We start from the raw sequence: 14,857 nt of genomic DNA on the forward strand, positions 1-14,857 counted from the left end.
GCTCCATTTATTAAATTGAGGTTAAACTCGAGCATGATACCAAAGAGTAGCTATCCTAGTGATCAAAAAATTTTACGTGTCGTATCAATCAACGTAAATGGTCTTCGTTCTGCAGAAAAAAAAGGAATTTTTGACTGGATGGCAACTTCAGATGCCGATGTCATTTGCATGCAAGAATCCCGTATTACACACGAACAATGGACAGATAAATTTAAGCCAGAAGGTTGGTATACACACCTATTCCCAGCTGAGCGTCCTGGCTATGCTGGTACCGCAATCTATAGTCGTTTGCCGTTTATCTCAGTTACCGATGGTCTGGGTTTTGAATTGGCTGATTCACAAGGTCGTTTTATCTCAGCAGAATTTGATCTAGGCTTAGAGAAAACAGCTCATATTTGCTCACTCTATTTACCATCAGGTTCTTCTGGTGAAGAAGCACAAGCCCGTAAAGATCACTTTCTAAATGAATACAAGCAGATCTTGAAACAATGGCGTGATGAAGGTAAATCTGTGATTGTTTGCGGTGACTACAATATCGTACATAAACGCATTGATATTAAGAACTGGTCAGGCAATCAAAAAGCTTCAGGTTGTTTACCACATGAACGTGCATGGCTCGATCATATTTATGATGATCTAGGCTATGTCGATACCTTCCGTGAAGTGCGTAAAGAAGCAGAACTTTATTCATGGTGGTCAAACCGAGGACAAGCCCGTGCCAAGAACGTGGGTTGGCGGATTGACTATCAAGCTTGCTCACCAGATTGGAAAGATCGTACTGTGAATGCATGGGTATATAAAGAAACGTGGTTTAGTGATCATGCCCCTGTCATTATCGATTATAAAATTTAGTGCCGTGCAAACTGAGTGAACAACTGTTTACTAAATGCACGCTAATTGCTCACAAATCTTGTCGTGTTAACGTATTTTTATTCCGACTAATTCAGTGCATTATTGTCGCACGGCACAGGGACATGTCAGGATGACAATAGGGATTGGAAGCCGTAGGATGAAAAGAAAATAAATTTCGGTTTATTTTCCAAGGATGAAGACATTGGACGTTGAATTGAGACCCGCATGATCAGGATGATTTAATGCGGGTTTTCTCTATTTAAAAGATCAATACAAATTTTAAGATAAGAAATTTTCCACCATTTTATTGATAACCACCATGAAGCCACACTGTAGATTTCAAACCTATTTAAAATATTCTGATCACATGTATGTTTTTGCGTAAATTTTGCTAAGCTCTAAACTGATCACAATGAATAAGACTGTTAGAGATGATTAAAGTTTACGGCATTAAAAATTGCAACTCGATGAAAAAAGCATTCGATTTACTCAATGAGTTGGGGCTTAGTTATGAGTTCCACGATTATAAGAAACAAGGTATTGATGCTGAAACAGTACAAAAATGGCTAAAGGATCTTGGTGCTGAACTTGTCCTCAATAAAAAGGGAACGACTTGGCGTAAATTGTCTGAGGAAGATCAACAAATTGCCCTTGCATCTGAACAGGGTTTGATTGAAGCACTGACTACACATACGAGCCTTATTAAAAGACCAGTGATCACTACTGAATCAGGCTATGTAGTAGGTTTTGATGAGAATGCGATAAAAGCATTAAAGAAATAAGAAATAAAAAAAGCCGAGCAACTACTCGGCTTTTTTATGAATCTTAAATTAGTTCACGCGTACCCAAGTTTGGTTACGACCAAGCGCTGATACGCCGATGAAACCACGAAGTTCGAGCTTTTGACCACCGTCTTTCAATGAACCCTTCAATTTGTAAGTTTTTCCAGATTGTGGGTCTAAGATTGAACCACCATCGTAATTCGTTCCACCTACATTTTTAAGACCCTTCACAATGGTTAAACCTTTTAAAGATTTCTTGTGATAGGGACCTTCACAGTTCGTACATGAATTTTCTTGACCCGGTGTGACAACACTCTGAATCGTTGCATTCAATGTTCCATTTGGCTGTTCAGTGAATTTTACAAAAGCTTTAGCTTTTTTAGTTTTCTCATCAATCGTATTCCACACGGTACCATTGAGTGGATCTGCAGCATTTGCAAATACTGCTGAAGCGAGTAATCCTAACGCTAGTGCAATTTTTTTCATTGTTTTTTGTTTCCCTTGCTGAATTGACTTTAATATTATTAAAAATTGATAACATTTAAGCAATTTTTGAATGTGACTATTTAGTGTACCATTGTAATGCTGTGTGCTGATAATAAACATAATTTCATTAATATGGAAAAACAATGAAGATCAATCCGGTTTTGAAACAATACATAACAGAGTCTTTTTTAAAAACGAGTCTTCGCTTTCCGAGTCGCTTTAATCTTCCCCCCACCGTACTTCGTGTTGCCTTAGAGCAGATGACGCGTGTTTTTCCACAGTCCAAAGATGTCAGTATTCGAAAACTAAGAATCGCAGGTATTCGTGCCGAAGAAATTTTGCCTCAACCTGAAACGACTCAGCTCATTTTTCACATTCATGGTGGCGCATTCTTTTTAGGATCGTTAAATACACATCGCGCATTGATGACTGAAATGGCACTTCGGACTCAAATGCAAGTGCTACATATCGATTACCCTCTTTCACCTGAACAACGTTTCCCCGATCTCGGAGAAGCAATCTATGATGTGTACCAATTATTGGTAGAGCAAGGTGCTCAACCGAAAGATATTATTTTATCTGGCGATTCTTGTGGTGCCAATTTAGCACTTGCACTGGCTTTACGTTTAAAAGAAGAAAATCCAAAACTTCTTCCAAGTGGCTTGATTTTAATGTCACCCTTTCTTGACTTAACTTTGACCAGTGAATCTCTACGCTACAATCAAAAGCATGATGCTTTATTGTCAATTGAAGCTTTAGAAGCAGGCATAAATCATTATGTTCCTAAAGGTGTAGATGTCTCAATTCCCGAAATTTCCCCAATTTTTGGAGATCTCAAAGGATTGCCACCGACATTGGTTCAGGTGGGTTCAAAAGAAATTTTGTTAGACGACTCTACGCGATTTGAAGAAAAGGCTAAAGCAGCTGGAGTGGATGTTGAGTTTAAGTTATACACCGGTATGTGGCATAACTTCCAAATGTTTAGCGCTTGGTTTGATGAAGCAAAGCAAGCTTTGACCGATATCGCAGAGTTTGCCCATCGTTTGGATAAAGACTGATTGAATCAAAACTGAAGTAAACATAAAAAAGAGTAGCGTAAGCTACTCCTTTTTTATTCATTTAGAATAAGTATGAGACACCAAATCCACCATGATAACTTCGATCGGATCCACTTAGGTCTACACCGATGCTTGCATCTAACTGCGCACGATCATTCAAGGCATAGATTAAACCAGATGCCAGTCCATACTCTCGCTCTTGGCTTTCTTTCTTGGTAAATACTGCTTCAGAATAGCCCGATAAATTACCCACGATTTTATACCCAATAGTAGGTACAGCAGTCACCGACCAGTCACTATTTTGAGCCGAATAGAACATTCCTATTCCTGTCGTTACAGTATCGTTATATTGATACTCAACAGATGATCCCAAGGTATAAATATCATCAACATGGGTAAAACGATCATTTCCTGTTGCGGTTTTAGCTTGCGCCAAAATAGCCATTTTCAGTTGATCATCTTGTAAGTCAACGTGATGCTTAATCCCAACAGAAACATCACCTAAACCATCATGGTCATCAGTTCGATTTTGGATTCGGGTCCGCTCCCACGCTGGGCCATCCCAACCCAATTGAAGCTCAGTATTCTTACTCAATCCCGTACGCAACAGGACATCAGCATTGAGTCGCAATGATTTATTTTTAAAACCATTTTCAGTACTTTCAACATACTGTGCAGTTGGAAGTCCCTGCTCCCATGCCAATTGACCTACGGGCGTAATGCCTGTGCTGAAACTCGTACCAGGTCGATCGAAGGCAAAATCTGCAGCCATCGCACTTACACTCGCAGTTGAGCAAAGTATCAAGCTCAGTTGTTTTAATTTTGTCATGGGGCACCCAAATTAATTTAATTCTTTCGTCATTTTTGCGCCACGGCTACGTAATAACTCGAGTGTCTCACGTTCTTCCGGTAAAGCCTGTGACCAATCAATGGTATCAAAATCGCAGTCGAAAAATAAATCACTAATTGAACTCAGAATGGTATTCCCCTCATCGTCTTTGGTATTAGGATCAACTTGATGATCAAGTAAGCGTTGAACTGCAGGCACACATGCAGCACTCGCAGCATCCCAAAGTGGGCCGTAACATTCCTCTGCATCCCATAAATGGAAATTAGCTTTCGCTGCAATCAGTGCATCTAGAATATCAAGATGTACTTGTAATTTCTGTTGTTTTTCTTCTGTTGAAAGCGCATTTCCTTGCTCATACGCTTCACAAATTTCTTCCCACCATTGAAATAAAGTATCTGACCATACTGAAACCGCAGGGCCTTTCTCTCCTGCGATAAAGTTTGGATCTAAACCTTCTGCTAACAGGCGCTGTACCTGTGCTAGGTCTAATTCTTCTAAGGCCTGTAAAAACACTTGTTGATGTGCTGTTAGCATTTACTTTCTCTACTATTTATCTATATCCACATTATGCCTAATAATGCAGATCATTATTCAATTAAATAAATCAAAACTGTTCATTCAAAATTTTATTCAAAAAAAAAGCCCCGAAGGGCTTTTTGCTATTCCACGTCCACTTCATCTTCTTTCAGTTGGATGGGCGCTCCACGAGGGTTCTCTTTTTTCTCGAATACATGTTCAAGACTACGCTTTAATCGGTCGATCGCACCATGAATCGCTGTGTCAATATTATGACCTCTGTGATTGACCACGACTGGCTTTAATCCAGCTGGGCGAGCTTCGATCATACATTGAATATCGTCTGCACCACCTTTATGGGCATTTTCATCACTTAAATGAACCGAAAAATGGGTAATTCTTTCACTATGGCGTTGAAACTCTGTATTTAGTTCTGCACGTACATAATCAATTAATCGCTCACTGTTTTGAATATTCTTATCTGTACGGATTTCTATGTTCATAAATATCATCCTCACTCTTCTTCTGAATCATTTTTGTGCAAAACTTTTTATCTTGGCACGTTTGTAGCTTGCAATCTAATTGCATCGAACATCTTCAATTGCTGTTTGGAATACGTCCCTCCACATTGAATGATGAACACTTTTGAGTCTGCAGAATCGTGTCCTTATACTTTGAATATCGGGCCTAACTCAAAAATATGCAAGTGGTATTTTAAAAAATTAATAAAAGGATTACTCATTGTGACAAGTACTTACTTACGCGGACAGGCGCTTATTGATTCGATTCAAAATGCACCTTATTCCAGAGACTTAAGAGGTTATGGGGCGAATCCACCTCATCCTCATTGGCCTAATCAAGCGCGTATCGCAGTGCAATTTGTCTTAAATTATGAAGAAGGTGGTGAAAACCACATTGAGCACGGTGATCAAGGTTCAGAGCAATTTTTATCTGAAATCGTTGGTGCTGCCAGTTTTAATGCTAAGCATATGTCAATGGATTCTATGTATGAGTATGGGTCAAGAGTCGGTTTTTGGCGTATTCATAATGAGTTCAAGAAACGTCAATTACCCATGACTATTTTTGGTGTGGGAATGGCTTTGGCACGTCATCCAGATGTGGTCGAAGCAATTAAATCTGCGGATTACGATGTGGTATCTCATGGTCAACGTTGGTTGCATTATCAGAATATGGATATTGAGACCGAAAGGCAGCATATGGATCAAGCCATTAGTGTACTTGAAACGCTATTCGGACAAGCCCCAATCGGTTGGTACACAGGTCGAGATAGTCCCAACACACGTCAACTTTTAACTGAATTTCCTCAAATCAAATACGACTGCGATTATTACGGCGATGATTTACCTTTTTGGACACAGCTCACCCATCCGAATGGCGAGCTGCATCCGCATTTAATTATTCCTTATACCCTGGACACCAACGACATGAAGTTTAGTTCAGCAGGTGGCTTCAATCATGGTGAACAGTTTTATCAATATCTAAAGGATGCCTTTGATGTCTTGTATGCCGAAGGGGGAACTGCACCAAAAATGATGTCTATTGGGATGCACTGCCGTCTTTTAGGACGCCCAGGACGCTTCAAGGCACTACAACAGTTCTTAGACTATGTTCAATCTCATGAACATGTTTGGATTTGTCGTCGTGGAGATATTGCGCAACATTGGATCGATCATTTCGCACCATAATTTCACATTCACGAGAAAAAGAGTGCTTTATAAGGTGCTCTTTTGATCTTTTTTCAGTCACTTTTTCCACCAAATCTACGTTGGCATTGTTATTGCAATTTAAGCCTAAAGTTTCAATGTATAGGTTTGAATTGTGTTGCTTTCAGAATTTAATCAAACATCTGTTGAACATCAGAAAGCATTTTTATTGCAATGTGTTCATATCCCACGATGGGGCGAGGAAATCATTCATTACGGTCCTTTTGACACACGAGAAGGACTATTAAAGTATGCTGAACAACATGCCATTACATGGACATGGGATGAAATTTTAGCAGCCCTAAATACACACCCAAGGATTGGCGAAAGAAAAGCAAAACTTGAATTATCAGAACAAGAACAAACTTTTTCAAGGCGTGAACAAGCACGCATCACACATGATCAAGAAGTTCTAGATGCGTTATATAAAGGCAACTTGGCCTATGAAAAAAAATTCGGTTTTATTTTTCTGATTAAAGCTTCTGGTTTGAAGAGTGAAGAGATTCTGACTGCATTGGAATACCGCTTGCTAAACGATTTTGAGACTGAAAAAAGAATCGTCCAGCGCCAACTTTTAGAAATTGCTTTACTGCGCCTCTCACAGGAAATTCAAGCATGATCAGCTCACATATTTTAGATACCCACCTTGGACGTCCTGCAAGTAATGTTGAAGTTAAGCTTTTTTCTGCGTCTGGAGAGTTATTAGCGATAGCCAAAACCAATTCTGATGGACGTGTGACAGCAGCAGATTTTGGACTCGATCAAATTGATGTCGCTGAATACAGCATCGAATTTATGACGCAAGCTTATTTCTCAGCGCAGAACATCCCAACTTTTTTTCCAAAAGCCGTCATTCATTTTTCAGTAAACGATGCTCACCAACATTATCACATTCCCTTGCTCATTAGCCCTTATGCCTACTCCACCTATCGTGGCAGCTGAGCACTCGCAAATTTAAAATATAGAGGGATTTATTATGACTGCACACGAACAACAACAATCACCCGAACATGAATATCTTGGTGCTGGTAAAAGTGCTGCTTATGGCTTACAACATGTTTTAACCATGTATGGTGGTATTATAGCGCCTCCTCTGATCGTGGGTACGGCTGCAGGCTTATCAGGTATGGAAATTGGGCTACTCATCGCTGCTGCTTTATTTGTCGGTGGCTTAGCGACAATTTTACAAACCATAGGCGTTAAACATATTGGCGCACAATTGCCCTTGGTTCAGGGTGTCTCTTTTGCTGGTGTAGCCACAATGGTCGCAATTGTCACCACAGGTGGCGGATTACAGGCAGTCTATGGTGCCGTCATTGTGGCATCCCTTTTAGGTTTTTTCTTAGCGCCCTACTTCTCTAAAATTATTCGATTTTTTCCCCCAGTTGTTACAGGCTGTGTAATTACAATCATAGGCTTATCACTCCTGCCAGTTGCTGTGCGTTGGATGATGGGCGGCAATAAAAGTGCACCTGATTGGGGAAGTGCTGAAAATATTTGTTTAGCGTTAGCGACGCTTGCAATTGTCATAATATTGAATATGGCTGGCAGTGCCACAATTCGACGCCTTTCAATTTTACTGGCAATTATTCTTGGCACTGTCTTAGCATTTATGTTTGGCTTTGGTGATTTTAGCAAAGTTGGGGAAGGTCATTGGTTACAGGTTCCTAGCTTCTTTGCATTTGGTATGCCGACCTTTGAGTTTACAGCAATACTTTCCATGATCATTGTTACCCTCGTGATTATGACTGAGACTACAGCTGATATTATTGCAGTCGGTGAAATTATCGGTACCGATGTAGATTCAAAACGTATTTCAGATGGTCTACGCGCAGATATGTTATCAAGTGCAGCAGCACCGATCTTTGGTTCATTTATGCAAAGTGCGTTTGCGCAAAACGTTGGTTTAGTTGCAATAACAGGGATTAAAAGTCGCTATGTTGTCGCTGCTGGCGGGATAATTCTGGTCGTACTTGGATTACTCCCAGTGATGGGGCGTTTTATTGCAGCGATTCCTGTGCCTGTACTTGGGGGTGCTGGCCTTGTTTTATTTGGTACAGTAGCCGCGAGTGGTATCCGTACACTGGCAAAAATTGATTATAACGATCAGAAAAACTTAATTATTGTCGCGACTTCCATTGCTGCAGGAATGGTACCCATTATTGACCATTCGTTCTATTCCGACTTCCCAAAATGGGTCCAAACCTTGTTCCATTCGGGTATTAGCTCAACCTGCTTAATGGCGATAATCCTCAATATATTATTTAATCACTTAAAATTATTTGGACCGAAAATTAGTATTAAAAGTAAACAAATAATTGATTCTCATCATTAATTTAAACCATCTTTGTATCAATGCCTGCATACGTGGGCATTAATTTTTCCTTTCATCCACTTTTGGCTTTATTTTTGCAAAAGAATCGTTATTCTGTTACCGCTTTCTCTGGGGATTCTTTTATGAAACTTAATCAAATCGCAGCACTTTGCGCATTAGCTTCTACAGCAGCGTTTACTCAAGCAAGTCCAATTGTTTGGCAAGATTTCAGCCTAACTGGTCTTTATGGCGATAACTACCTAAACCCTTTCTCTCAACAAGAAGGTGAACGCTATACCATCACTGCTGAATATGCTGCAAAGCTTAAGTACTCGGATGTTTTCTTTTTCGTCGATCAACAATGGGGCGGAAAAGATGGCGACTCAACTTACCTTGAATTAGCTCCACGATTAAGTTTAAGTGAAGTTTCTGGCCAAAAACTAAGCGCTGGTCCAATCAAAGATGTATTGATTGCAACGACTTGGGAACACAACGCTGGTTATAACAACAATACTGAGTTCAATAACTTCTTGTATGGCGTAGGCTTTGCTTTAGATATTCCTTACACGCAATATGCAAATATTAACTTCTATCGAGTTGACAATGACTTGACTGAAGATGACTACCAAATGACGATCACTTACGCTGTTCCATTCAAGCTAGGCAATGAAGAATTCTTGGCAGATGCATTCCTTGATTGGTCTACAAATGAAGGTCCTGGTCATGCGAGTGAATTGAACTGGACAAGCCAATATAAATGGAATGTTGGTAAACATATCTCTCCAAAAACCAAATTGTATGTAGGTGTTGAACACTCTGTTTGGAACAATAAATTCGGTCAAAAAGGTCAAGACCAAAACGATGTAAGCGCATTGGTTAAATATCATTTCTAATTGATATTTATAATAAAAAAGCAAGACTAGTGTCTTGCTTTTTTTATACTCAATAATCAAAATAAAGTTATAAATACTGACGATTAGAATAAAAAATGTCTTTTAAAATTCGTTTCGCAACTGAACAGGATTTAACTCAAATCCAAGATATTTACAACGATGAAATTCTGAATGGTTTTGCAACATGGAATGAGCAAGATCAAGACATTTATTATTATCAGAATTGGTATCGTCAGCATCTAATAGATCATTTCCCTATTTTTGTGGTTGAAAACGAACTGACCCAACAAATTGCAGGTTATGCTGAATATAGTACATTTAGAGCGATCAGTGGTTTTAGACAAACTGTCGAACACTCTGTGTATATTCATCCCAATTTTACACGTTTGGGTTTAGGCAAAGCTTTACTCCAACATTTAATTCAACACGCAAGCCAACATAAAATTCATGTCATGATCGCTGCTATAGATCATGAAAATTTTGCATCCATCAAATTACATGAATACTTTGGATTTAAACAAACAGGCTATTTACCAGAAGTCGGACAAAAATTTGGATCTTGGCGCAATCTCGTCTTATTCCAACTGAATCTAAATACTTAAAAAGGGCATTTAGCCCTTTTATTTAAAATCTCTTAATCCAAAGGATTTCCAACAATATTACTGATAATACCTTTCATAATATGAGGTCCTTGTTCTTTTCTTAAGTCCTCATACCATTCACGAGTAATCGATTCGTCTTTCATATGCGTCACATCACAACGTTTACGCGCTCTCAATACCATTTCAGCAGTGCGTTCATTACGTTTGTTTTGATAACGTCTTAACGCATCCTGAATTCCCAATGTATTAATCTGTAATGCCCGAGCCAAATAAATGGCATCTTCCATCGCTTGGCAACCGCCCTGCCCAATATCAGGTGTTGTACTATGTGCTGCATCGCCAACAATCACCACTCGCCCTTTATAGAAATCTGCAAATGGTTCTATATCATGGATTTCAACACGATTGGTTCGCTGTTCATCAATAGCATCAATCAATGTTTGTACTTGCGGACACCAACCGTCAAAATATTGTTTTAGTAATTTTTTATACTGAGTACGATCATTTTCCAAACCTAATTCAAGTGGTACATCAAAGAAGAAATAAAAACGATTACCTGCGACTGGCATTAAAGAAGCTCGCTTCCCTTCTCCTACAAAGGTGGTCCACTGATCAGCAGGTGCCAGCGACTCAGAAATTTCGACCAACCCATTCCAATTCACATAACCTGCATAACGACGCTCAACTTGCTCACCTAAAACATAGGCACGCGTGATCGAATGAGTGCCATCCGCGCCGACCAATAAATCCGTGGTGATTTCTGTTCCGTCAGCAAAATGGATTTTGACGTCATCACCTTGATCCTCAAGTCCGATCATTTTTTTTGCAAGATGAATATCTTCACGTCCAAACTCATCCATTAACATATTTTGTAATTCAGCGCGAGAAACAGGATAAGGTCGCTGCCCGACTTCTTCAATCAATGGATATAAACTAAATTGCGTCATGACATCACCCGTGAGCCCATCGACATAAGCAAGGTGATCCATTTTCCCACCAAGTTGAGCGACTTGATCCGTGAGTCCTAGATAGTTCAAACATTTCACACCATTTGACCACAATGAAATCGCAGCACCCACGGGTAAAATTTTTTCAGTTTGTTCATATATTGAAACTTGATGACCAAATTTCTTCAGCGCAATTCCGGTCGTTAATCCTGCCATTCCGGCACCAATAATGGTGATATTCATTTTTACTTCCACAATTTTTTTTGCTTTAACCCACTGCTTAAAGCGAAAAACGTGCCATTTCCACCAATATAGCGCTACATAAGTGCAAGGTTGGCACATGCTGTGCATTCTTTTTAAAGCCCTTAAGCAGATGCGACATAACAACGCATTACGATTCTAAGAATGCATTCTTTTGATAAGAATCAAGTTTTAAAGTAATAATGGAAGATGACATGGCAACACTATTGGCACCGGAATTTGAAATCCCTACTCATTTACAGCAACTTACTAACCTTGCAGATGCCCGAATTGGTGCAAAAGTCACAACATGTTCTGATGATTTTTTTGCTGAAGCTCAACGTATGCTTCAGTTTGATGCGCCTATCTTTGTAGAAGGTAAATTTGATGATCATGGCAAGTGGATGGATGGATGGGAAACCCGTCGTAAGCGTCACAGTGGTTATGATTGGGCGATTGTTCAGTTAGGTGTTGCAGGTAAAATTAAAGCACTCGATATTGATACTACTTTTTTTAGTGGTAATTATCCCGCTTCTGCTTCAGTAGAAGGGTGTTATGCACCAAATGAAAACTTGGATGATGCTGAATGGCACCAAATTTTACCAAATAGTATATTGGGACCAAGTCAGCACCATGTCTTTGAAGTTTCAATGAATCAGATCTTTACCCATCTTCGTTTAAATATTTTTCCAGATGGGGGTATCGCACGATTCCGCGTATATGGTGAAGTCAGCGTTAAAATCCAAGATCAAAGCCAAACCCTCGACCTGCTTGCACTTGAAAATGGTGGACGTGTTATTGCCTATAGTGATGCACACTTCGGACATCCACGTAATCTGATCAATCCAGGACGTGGGGTTAATATGGGTGATGGTTGGGAAACCGCACGCCGTCGTGCACCCGGTTTCGACTGGTGTATTTTAGCTTTAGGGCAAGCTGGTCACATTGAAAAGATCGAGATTGATACAGCCCACTTTAAAGGAAATTATCCTGCTGAAGTGTCCATTCAAGCCATTTATATAGAAGATGCAACGGATCCTCAATTGATTCCACAAAGTATGTTTTGGCCTTTCTTATTAGATGCTCAACCAATGCAAATGGATCACATTCATAACTTTGTAAATGAAGTATTGGGACACGAAAAAATTTCTCATATTCGGGTGAATATGATTCCTGATGGAGGGATTAGCCGTATACGCCTCTGGGGTAAAGTAAATCCTTAGTTGAGCATTTGTTACTTTTAAAGTGATCTTATTTTGACTGCATTTTCGACACAATTCTAAATTGAAAATGCAGTATCTTTTTAGCGAATTTTATGATGCATACCATTACCCTACAACCTTTAACCTCCGAAAATTTTGCACCTTTTGGTGACGTCATTGCTTGCCAAGGAAATGATTATTTTCATATTAACGATGCGCATACAGAGCGCTATCATGCTTTAGTGACCACTGAAATTATTGGCGATGCCAAAGCCGGGATTAGTATTTTTCGAAATATTCAAAGTACCAATATTCCGTTCAAAATTTCGATGCTTGAACGTCATCCTCATGGATCACAAGCTTTCATCCCGATGCAGGGACAAAAGTTTTTAGTAGTGGTTGCACCAAACTTAAATGCGGATCAGCCCGATATTTCAAACCTACAAGCTTTTATAACCAATGGCTCTCAAGGTGTGAACTATCGGGCGGGGACTTGGCATCATCCACTTTTAACATTGGAAAGTCCGAGTGATTTTGCAGTGGTGGATCGGATTGGCAGTGGACCTAATTGTGATGTGTTTCAGTTTGATTTTTTTAAAATAATTGATCGATAATGTTATTTGGTATGCATAAATTCTGAGCTAATATCGCACTGTACAATATAAAATATACTAGAGGGAATAATGGCGAAGTTCCTAAATACCAGTGCTACTAACTTTTATCTTGAAGAACTCATAAAAAATGCAAAGGAGCGCTTGATTCTAATCAGTCCTTATCTTCGACTAAATGATCGAATTAAAGAATTATTAGAAGATAAAGATCGTCTAAAAATTGATATTCGAATCGTGTATGGGAAAAGTGATTTACACCCTGAAGAAATTAAATGGCTGCAAAAGCTTGATTACGTCCGTCTCAGTTTTTGTAAAAACTTACACGCTAAATGCTACCTAAACGAAGGTGAATGTATTATTTCAAGCCTCAACCTATATGAGTTTAGCCAAGTTAATAATAATGAAATGGGTATTTTAGTCCGTAAATACGAAGATGATGAAGTGTTTAAAGAAGCTTATGAAGAAGCGCAGCGGATTATCCGTATTAGTGAAGAAGTTCGAATTACCTTAGATGAAGTTAAATCGGATAATACAGAACCTGAGCATATAGCTGATAACGAATCTGAGAGTAGCAAATTTAGCAAATTAACTTCAGCAAAACTTGCTGCAAAAGTTGGTTTAAAAACACCTGTTTTATTAGAAAAATTAGTTTCCAAGGGTTATCTCAAACTTGAAAATGAGAAGCATTTTTTAACGGATGCAGGCAAAGCAGCTGGGGGGGAATTTAGATCAGGTCAATTCGGAATTTATTTTTTATGGGATGAAAATTTAGAAATATAAACATCATGTTAATCAAAAAATTAATCTCCAACAGTATTTGGCATTGATTAGGCTTAAAGGAGTTATATCGATTTTCTTTAAGCCATGTTTAATTTTGACAAGCTGACATCACATGTAATACCGCAGCAGTTCTCGTTTCCACAAACAGCTTCTCAAAAACATGCTCTAAATGTTTATTGACGGTGCGTGGACTCAACTCCAAAATTTCTGCAATATCTCGGTTGGTTTTGCCAAGCGTTACCCAATGCATAACTTCAGCCTCACGTGGTGTTAAATTCGGACAAGCTTGAGCGATCTCTTCAACACTTGGCATGTGTGTTTGCTCTTTGAGCTGAACCAAAACATGTTTAGGTAATTGTCCTTCTTTCAGCTTGGTCAATAAATTTAATTGTAATTGCTGATGCCCATGACCATATTGACCATGTAGCATTTCTTCTTGATAAGATTGCTGGAAAAGTGCTTTTAACCACTGATTTATACTCTTTCTAAAATGAGTAATATCAATTCCATGTTGCGTTAATAAACCTTGCACTACAGGTGTCTGCCAAATAATTTCCCCATCCATATTCATCGACAAAATTGCACTGCCTGTTGCATCGAGCATTTGTTTCTGTTGGTGCATTAAACGGGCTTGCAGTAAATGCGTTTTGACACGTGCTTGTACTTCATCGATATTCAGTGGCTTTGTCACATAATCTACGCCCCCGACTTGAAAGCCTTTTACAATATGTTCGGTTTCCGTCAAACCCGTCATAAATATGACAGGGATGTGCTCAGTCATTGGACTCGCTTTAAGCTGGATACAGGTTTCAAAACCATCAATCTCAGGCATACTCCCATCCAATAAAATCATATCTGGCTGTGAACGGTGCGCAATTTCAATAGCAGTAAAACCATTGGTGGCAACTAAGACCTGATAGCCTGCTTGATCAAGACTTTCATGTAATAAACTTAGATTTTCAGGAATATCATCCACAATTAAAATACTTTCTAACATAGC

Annotated in this window: 18 protein-coding genes; 12 read left to right on the forward strand and 6 right to left on the reverse strand. The window is 39.1% G+C overall.

Annotation, left to right across the window (positions count from 1 at the left end; genetic code table 11):
- Positions 1-33 precede the first annotated feature (33 nt).
- Together AC1M9J_RS05640 and AC1M9J_RS05645 are read left to right on the forward strand one after the other, a co-directional pair.
- The gene (locus tag AC1M9J_RS05640; protein ID WP_092766525.1) at positions 34-852 is read left to right on the forward strand and encodes an exodeoxyribonuclease III; all 819 of its coding nucleotides are present in this window, start codon (positions 34-36) and stop codon (positions 850-852) included.
- 431 nt (positions 853-1,283) lie between these two features.
- On the forward strand, positions 1,284-1,634 hold the full coding sequence (locus AC1M9J_RS05645) for a Spx/MgsR family RNA polymerase-binding regulatory protein (protein WP_035264692.1): 351 nt from the start codon (positions 1,284-1,286) through the stop codon (positions 1,632-1,634).
- 48 nt (positions 1,635-1,682) lie between these two features.
- On the opposite strand, the gene AC1M9J_RS05650 is transcribed toward AC1M9J_RS05645, so the two are convergent.
- Entirely contained in the window at positions 1,683-2,120 is a 438-nt protein-coding gene (locus AC1M9J_RS05650; RefSeq protein WP_035264927.1) for a DUF2147 domain-containing protein, read from the reverse strand.
- Positions 2,121-2,263: 143 nt separating this feature from the next.
- On the opposite strand from AC1M9J_RS05650, the gene AC1M9J_RS05655 reads away from it, so the two are divergent.
- A complete protein-coding gene (locus AC1M9J_RS05655; protein ID WP_035264694.1) occupies positions 2,264-3,178 on the forward strand; it encodes an alpha/beta hydrolase in 915 nt (304 codons plus the stop codon).
- 61 nt (positions 3,179-3,239) lie between these two features.
- Here AC1M9J_RS05655 and AC1M9J_RS05660 read toward each other — a convergent pair whose 3' ends face one another.
- The 3 genes from AC1M9J_RS05660 to AC1M9J_RS05670 all read right to left on the reverse strand — a co-directional run bounded on the left by AC1M9J_RS05660 (position 3,240) and on the right by AC1M9J_RS05670 (position 5,047).
- Positions 3,240-4,007, reverse strand: coding sequence for a transporter (locus AC1M9J_RS05660; protein ID WP_481952013.1), 768 nt, complete (start codon positions 4,005-4,007; stop codon positions 3,240-3,242).
- Positions 4,008-4,019: 12 nt separating this feature from the next.
- Positions 4,020-4,562, reverse strand: coding sequence for an ankyrin repeat domain-containing protein (locus AC1M9J_RS05665; protein ID WP_481595721.1), 543 nt, complete (start codon positions 4,560-4,562; stop codon positions 4,020-4,022).
- Between the two features lie 125 nt (positions 4,563-4,687).
- Positions 4,688-5,047 carry an HPF/RaiA family ribosome-associated protein gene (locus AC1M9J_RS05670; RefSeq protein WP_035264715.1) on the reverse strand — a complete coding sequence of 120 codons (360 nt, stop codon included), beginning with the start codon at positions 5,045-5,047 and terminating at the stop codon, positions 4,688-4,690.
- Between the two features lie 240 nt (positions 5,048-5,287).
- On the opposite strand from AC1M9J_RS05670, the gene puuE reads away from it, so the two are divergent.
- The 6 genes from puuE to AC1M9J_RS05700 all read left to right on the forward strand — a co-directional run bounded on the left by puuE (position 5,288) and on the right by AC1M9J_RS05700 (position 10,077).
- Positions 5,288-6,250 carry an allantoinase PuuE gene (gene puuE, locus AC1M9J_RS05675; protein ID WP_481590159.1) on the forward strand — a complete coding sequence of 321 codons (963 nt, stop codon included), beginning with the start codon at positions 5,288-5,290 and terminating at the stop codon, positions 6,248-6,250.
- Positions 6,251-6,383: 133 nt separating this feature from the next.
- The gene (gene uraD / locus AC1M9J_RS05680; RefSeq protein ID WP_481595720.1) at positions 6,384-6,887 is read left to right on the forward strand and encodes a 2-oxo-4-hydroxy-4-carboxy-5-ureidoimidazoline decarboxylase; all 504 of its coding nucleotides are present in this window, start codon (positions 6,384-6,386) and stop codon (positions 6,885-6,887) included.
- Positions 6,884-7,210 carry a hydroxyisourate hydrolase gene (gene uraH, locus AC1M9J_RS05685; protein ID WP_035264724.1) on the forward strand — a complete coding sequence of 109 codons (327 nt, stop codon included), beginning with the start codon at positions 6,884-6,886 and terminating at the stop codon, positions 7,208-7,210. Before uraD ends, uraH begins: the two co-directional genes overlap by 4 nt.
- A gap of 34 nt (positions 7,211-7,244) precedes the next feature.
- On the forward strand, positions 7,245-8,603 hold the full coding sequence (locus tag AC1M9J_RS05690) for a nucleobase:cation symporter-2 family protein (protein WP_035264726.1): 1,359 nt from the start codon (positions 7,245-7,247) through the stop codon (positions 8,601-8,603).
- Between the two features lie 122 nt (positions 8,604-8,725).
- On the forward strand, positions 8,726-9,475 hold the full coding sequence (locus AC1M9J_RS05695) for an outer membrane protein OmpK (RefSeq protein WP_035264928.1): 750 nt from the start codon (positions 8,726-8,728) through the stop codon (positions 9,473-9,475).
- 95 nt (positions 9,476-9,570) lie between these two features.
- Entirely contained in the window at positions 9,571-10,077 is a 507-nt protein-coding gene (locus AC1M9J_RS05700; RefSeq protein WP_179999697.1) for a GNAT family N-acetyltransferase, read from the forward strand.
- Between the two features lie 32 nt (positions 10,078-10,109).
- Here AC1M9J_RS05700 and hpxO read toward each other — a convergent pair whose 3' ends face one another.
- Positions 10,110-11,267: an FAD-dependent urate hydroxylase HpxO gene (gene hpxO / locus AC1M9J_RS05705; RefSeq protein WP_481595717.1), complete on the reverse strand. Its 1,158-nt coding sequence runs from the start codon at positions 11,265-11,267 to the stop codon at positions 10,110-10,112.
- Positions 11,268-11,479: 212 nt separating this feature from the next.
- On the opposite strand from hpxO, the gene alc reads away from it, so the two are divergent.
- From alc to AC1M9J_RS05720, 3 genes are all read left to right on the forward strand, one after another.
- Positions 11,480-12,487 carry an allantoicase gene (alc, locus tag AC1M9J_RS05710; RefSeq protein WP_481607192.1) on the forward strand — a complete coding sequence of 336 codons (1,008 nt, stop codon included), beginning with the start codon at positions 11,480-11,482 and terminating at the stop codon, positions 12,485-12,487.
- A gap of 92 nt (positions 12,488-12,579) precedes the next feature.
- On the forward strand, positions 12,580-13,080 hold the full coding sequence (locus tag AC1M9J_RS05715; protein ID WP_481952014.1) for an ureidoglycolate lyase: 501 nt from the start codon (positions 12,580-12,582) through the stop codon (positions 13,078-13,080).
- Between the two features lie 69 nt (positions 13,081-13,149).
- A complete protein-coding gene (locus tag AC1M9J_RS05720; protein WP_092766533.1) occupies positions 13,150-13,857 on the forward strand; it encodes a phospholipase D family protein in 708 nt (235 codons plus the stop codon).
- Between the two features lie 88 nt (positions 13,858-13,945).
- Here AC1M9J_RS05720 and AC1M9J_RS05725 read toward each other — a convergent pair whose 3' ends face one another.
- Positions 13,946-14,854, reverse strand: coding sequence for a response regulator (locus AC1M9J_RS05725; protein ID WP_481952015.1), 909 nt, complete (start codon positions 14,852-14,854; stop codon positions 13,946-13,948).
- Between the last annotated feature and the right edge of the window lie 3 nt (positions 14,855-14,857).

The sequence above is a fragment of the Acinetobacter sp. ANC_7588 genome, assembly GCF_056783995.1.

What these genes read in the sequence shown, in the direction of transcription:
- AC1M9J_RS05720 (WP_092766533.1), top strand. Translation starts at nt 13,150, where the DNA reads ATGGCGAAGTTCCTAAATACCAGTGCTACTAACTTTTATCTTGAAGAA.
- uraH (WP_035264724.1), top strand. Translation starts at nt 6,884, where the DNA reads ATGATCAGCTCACATATTTTAGATACCCACCTTGGACGTCCTGCAAGT.
- AC1M9J_RS05695 (WP_035264928.1), top strand. Translation starts at nt 8,726, where the DNA reads ATGAAACTTAATCAAATCGCAGCACTTTGCGCATTAGCTTCTACAGCA.
- AC1M9J_RS05700 (WP_179999697.1), top strand. Translation starts at nt 9,571, where the DNA reads ATGTCTTTTAAAATTCGTTTCGCAACTGAACAGGATTTAACTCAAATC.
- AC1M9J_RS05725 (WP_481952015.1), bottom strand. Translation starts at nt 14,854, where the DNA reads ATGTTAGAAAGTATTTTAATTGTGGATGATATTCCTGAAAATCTAAGT.
- AC1M9J_RS05665 (WP_481595721.1), bottom strand. Translation starts at nt 4,562, where the DNA reads ATGCTAACAGCACATCAACAAGTGTTTTTACAGGCCTTAGAAGAATTA.
- AC1M9J_RS05655 (WP_035264694.1), top strand. Translation starts at nt 2,264, where the DNA reads ATGAAGATCAATCCGGTTTTGAAACAATACATAACAGAGTCTTTTTTA.
- AC1M9J_RS05660 (WP_481952013.1), bottom strand. Translation starts at nt 4,007, where the DNA reads ATGACAAAATTAAAACAACTGAGCTTGATACTTTGCTCAACTGCGAGT.
- hpxO (WP_481595717.1), bottom strand. Translation starts at nt 11,267, where the DNA reads ATGAATATCACCATTATTGGTGCCGGAATGGCAGGATTAACGACCGGA.
- AC1M9J_RS05640 (WP_092766525.1), top strand. Translation starts at nt 34, where the DNA reads ATGATACCAAAGAGTAGCTATCCTAGTGATCAAAAAATTTTACGTGTC.
- AC1M9J_RS05690 (WP_035264726.1), top strand. Translation starts at nt 7,245, where the DNA reads ATGACTGCACACGAACAACAACAATCACCCGAACATGAATATCTTGGT.
- AC1M9J_RS05715 (WP_481952014.1), top strand. Translation starts at nt 12,580, where the DNA reads ATGATGCATACCATTACCCTACAACCTTTAACCTCCGAAAATTTTGCA.
- AC1M9J_RS05645 (WP_035264692.1), top strand. Translation starts at nt 1,284, where the DNA reads ATGATTAAAGTTTACGGCATTAAAAATTGCAACTCGATGAAAAAAGCA.
- AC1M9J_RS05650 (WP_035264927.1), bottom strand. Translation starts at nt 2,120, where the DNA reads ATGAAAAAAATTGCACTAGCGTTAGGATTACTCGCTTCAGCAGTATTT.
- alc (WP_481607192.1), top strand. Translation starts at nt 11,480, where the DNA reads ATGGCAACACTATTGGCACCGGAATTTGAAATCCCTACTCATTTACAG.
- AC1M9J_RS05670 (WP_035264715.1), bottom strand. Translation starts at nt 5,047, where the DNA reads ATGAACATAGAAATCCGTACAGATAAGAATATTCAAAACAGTGAGCGA.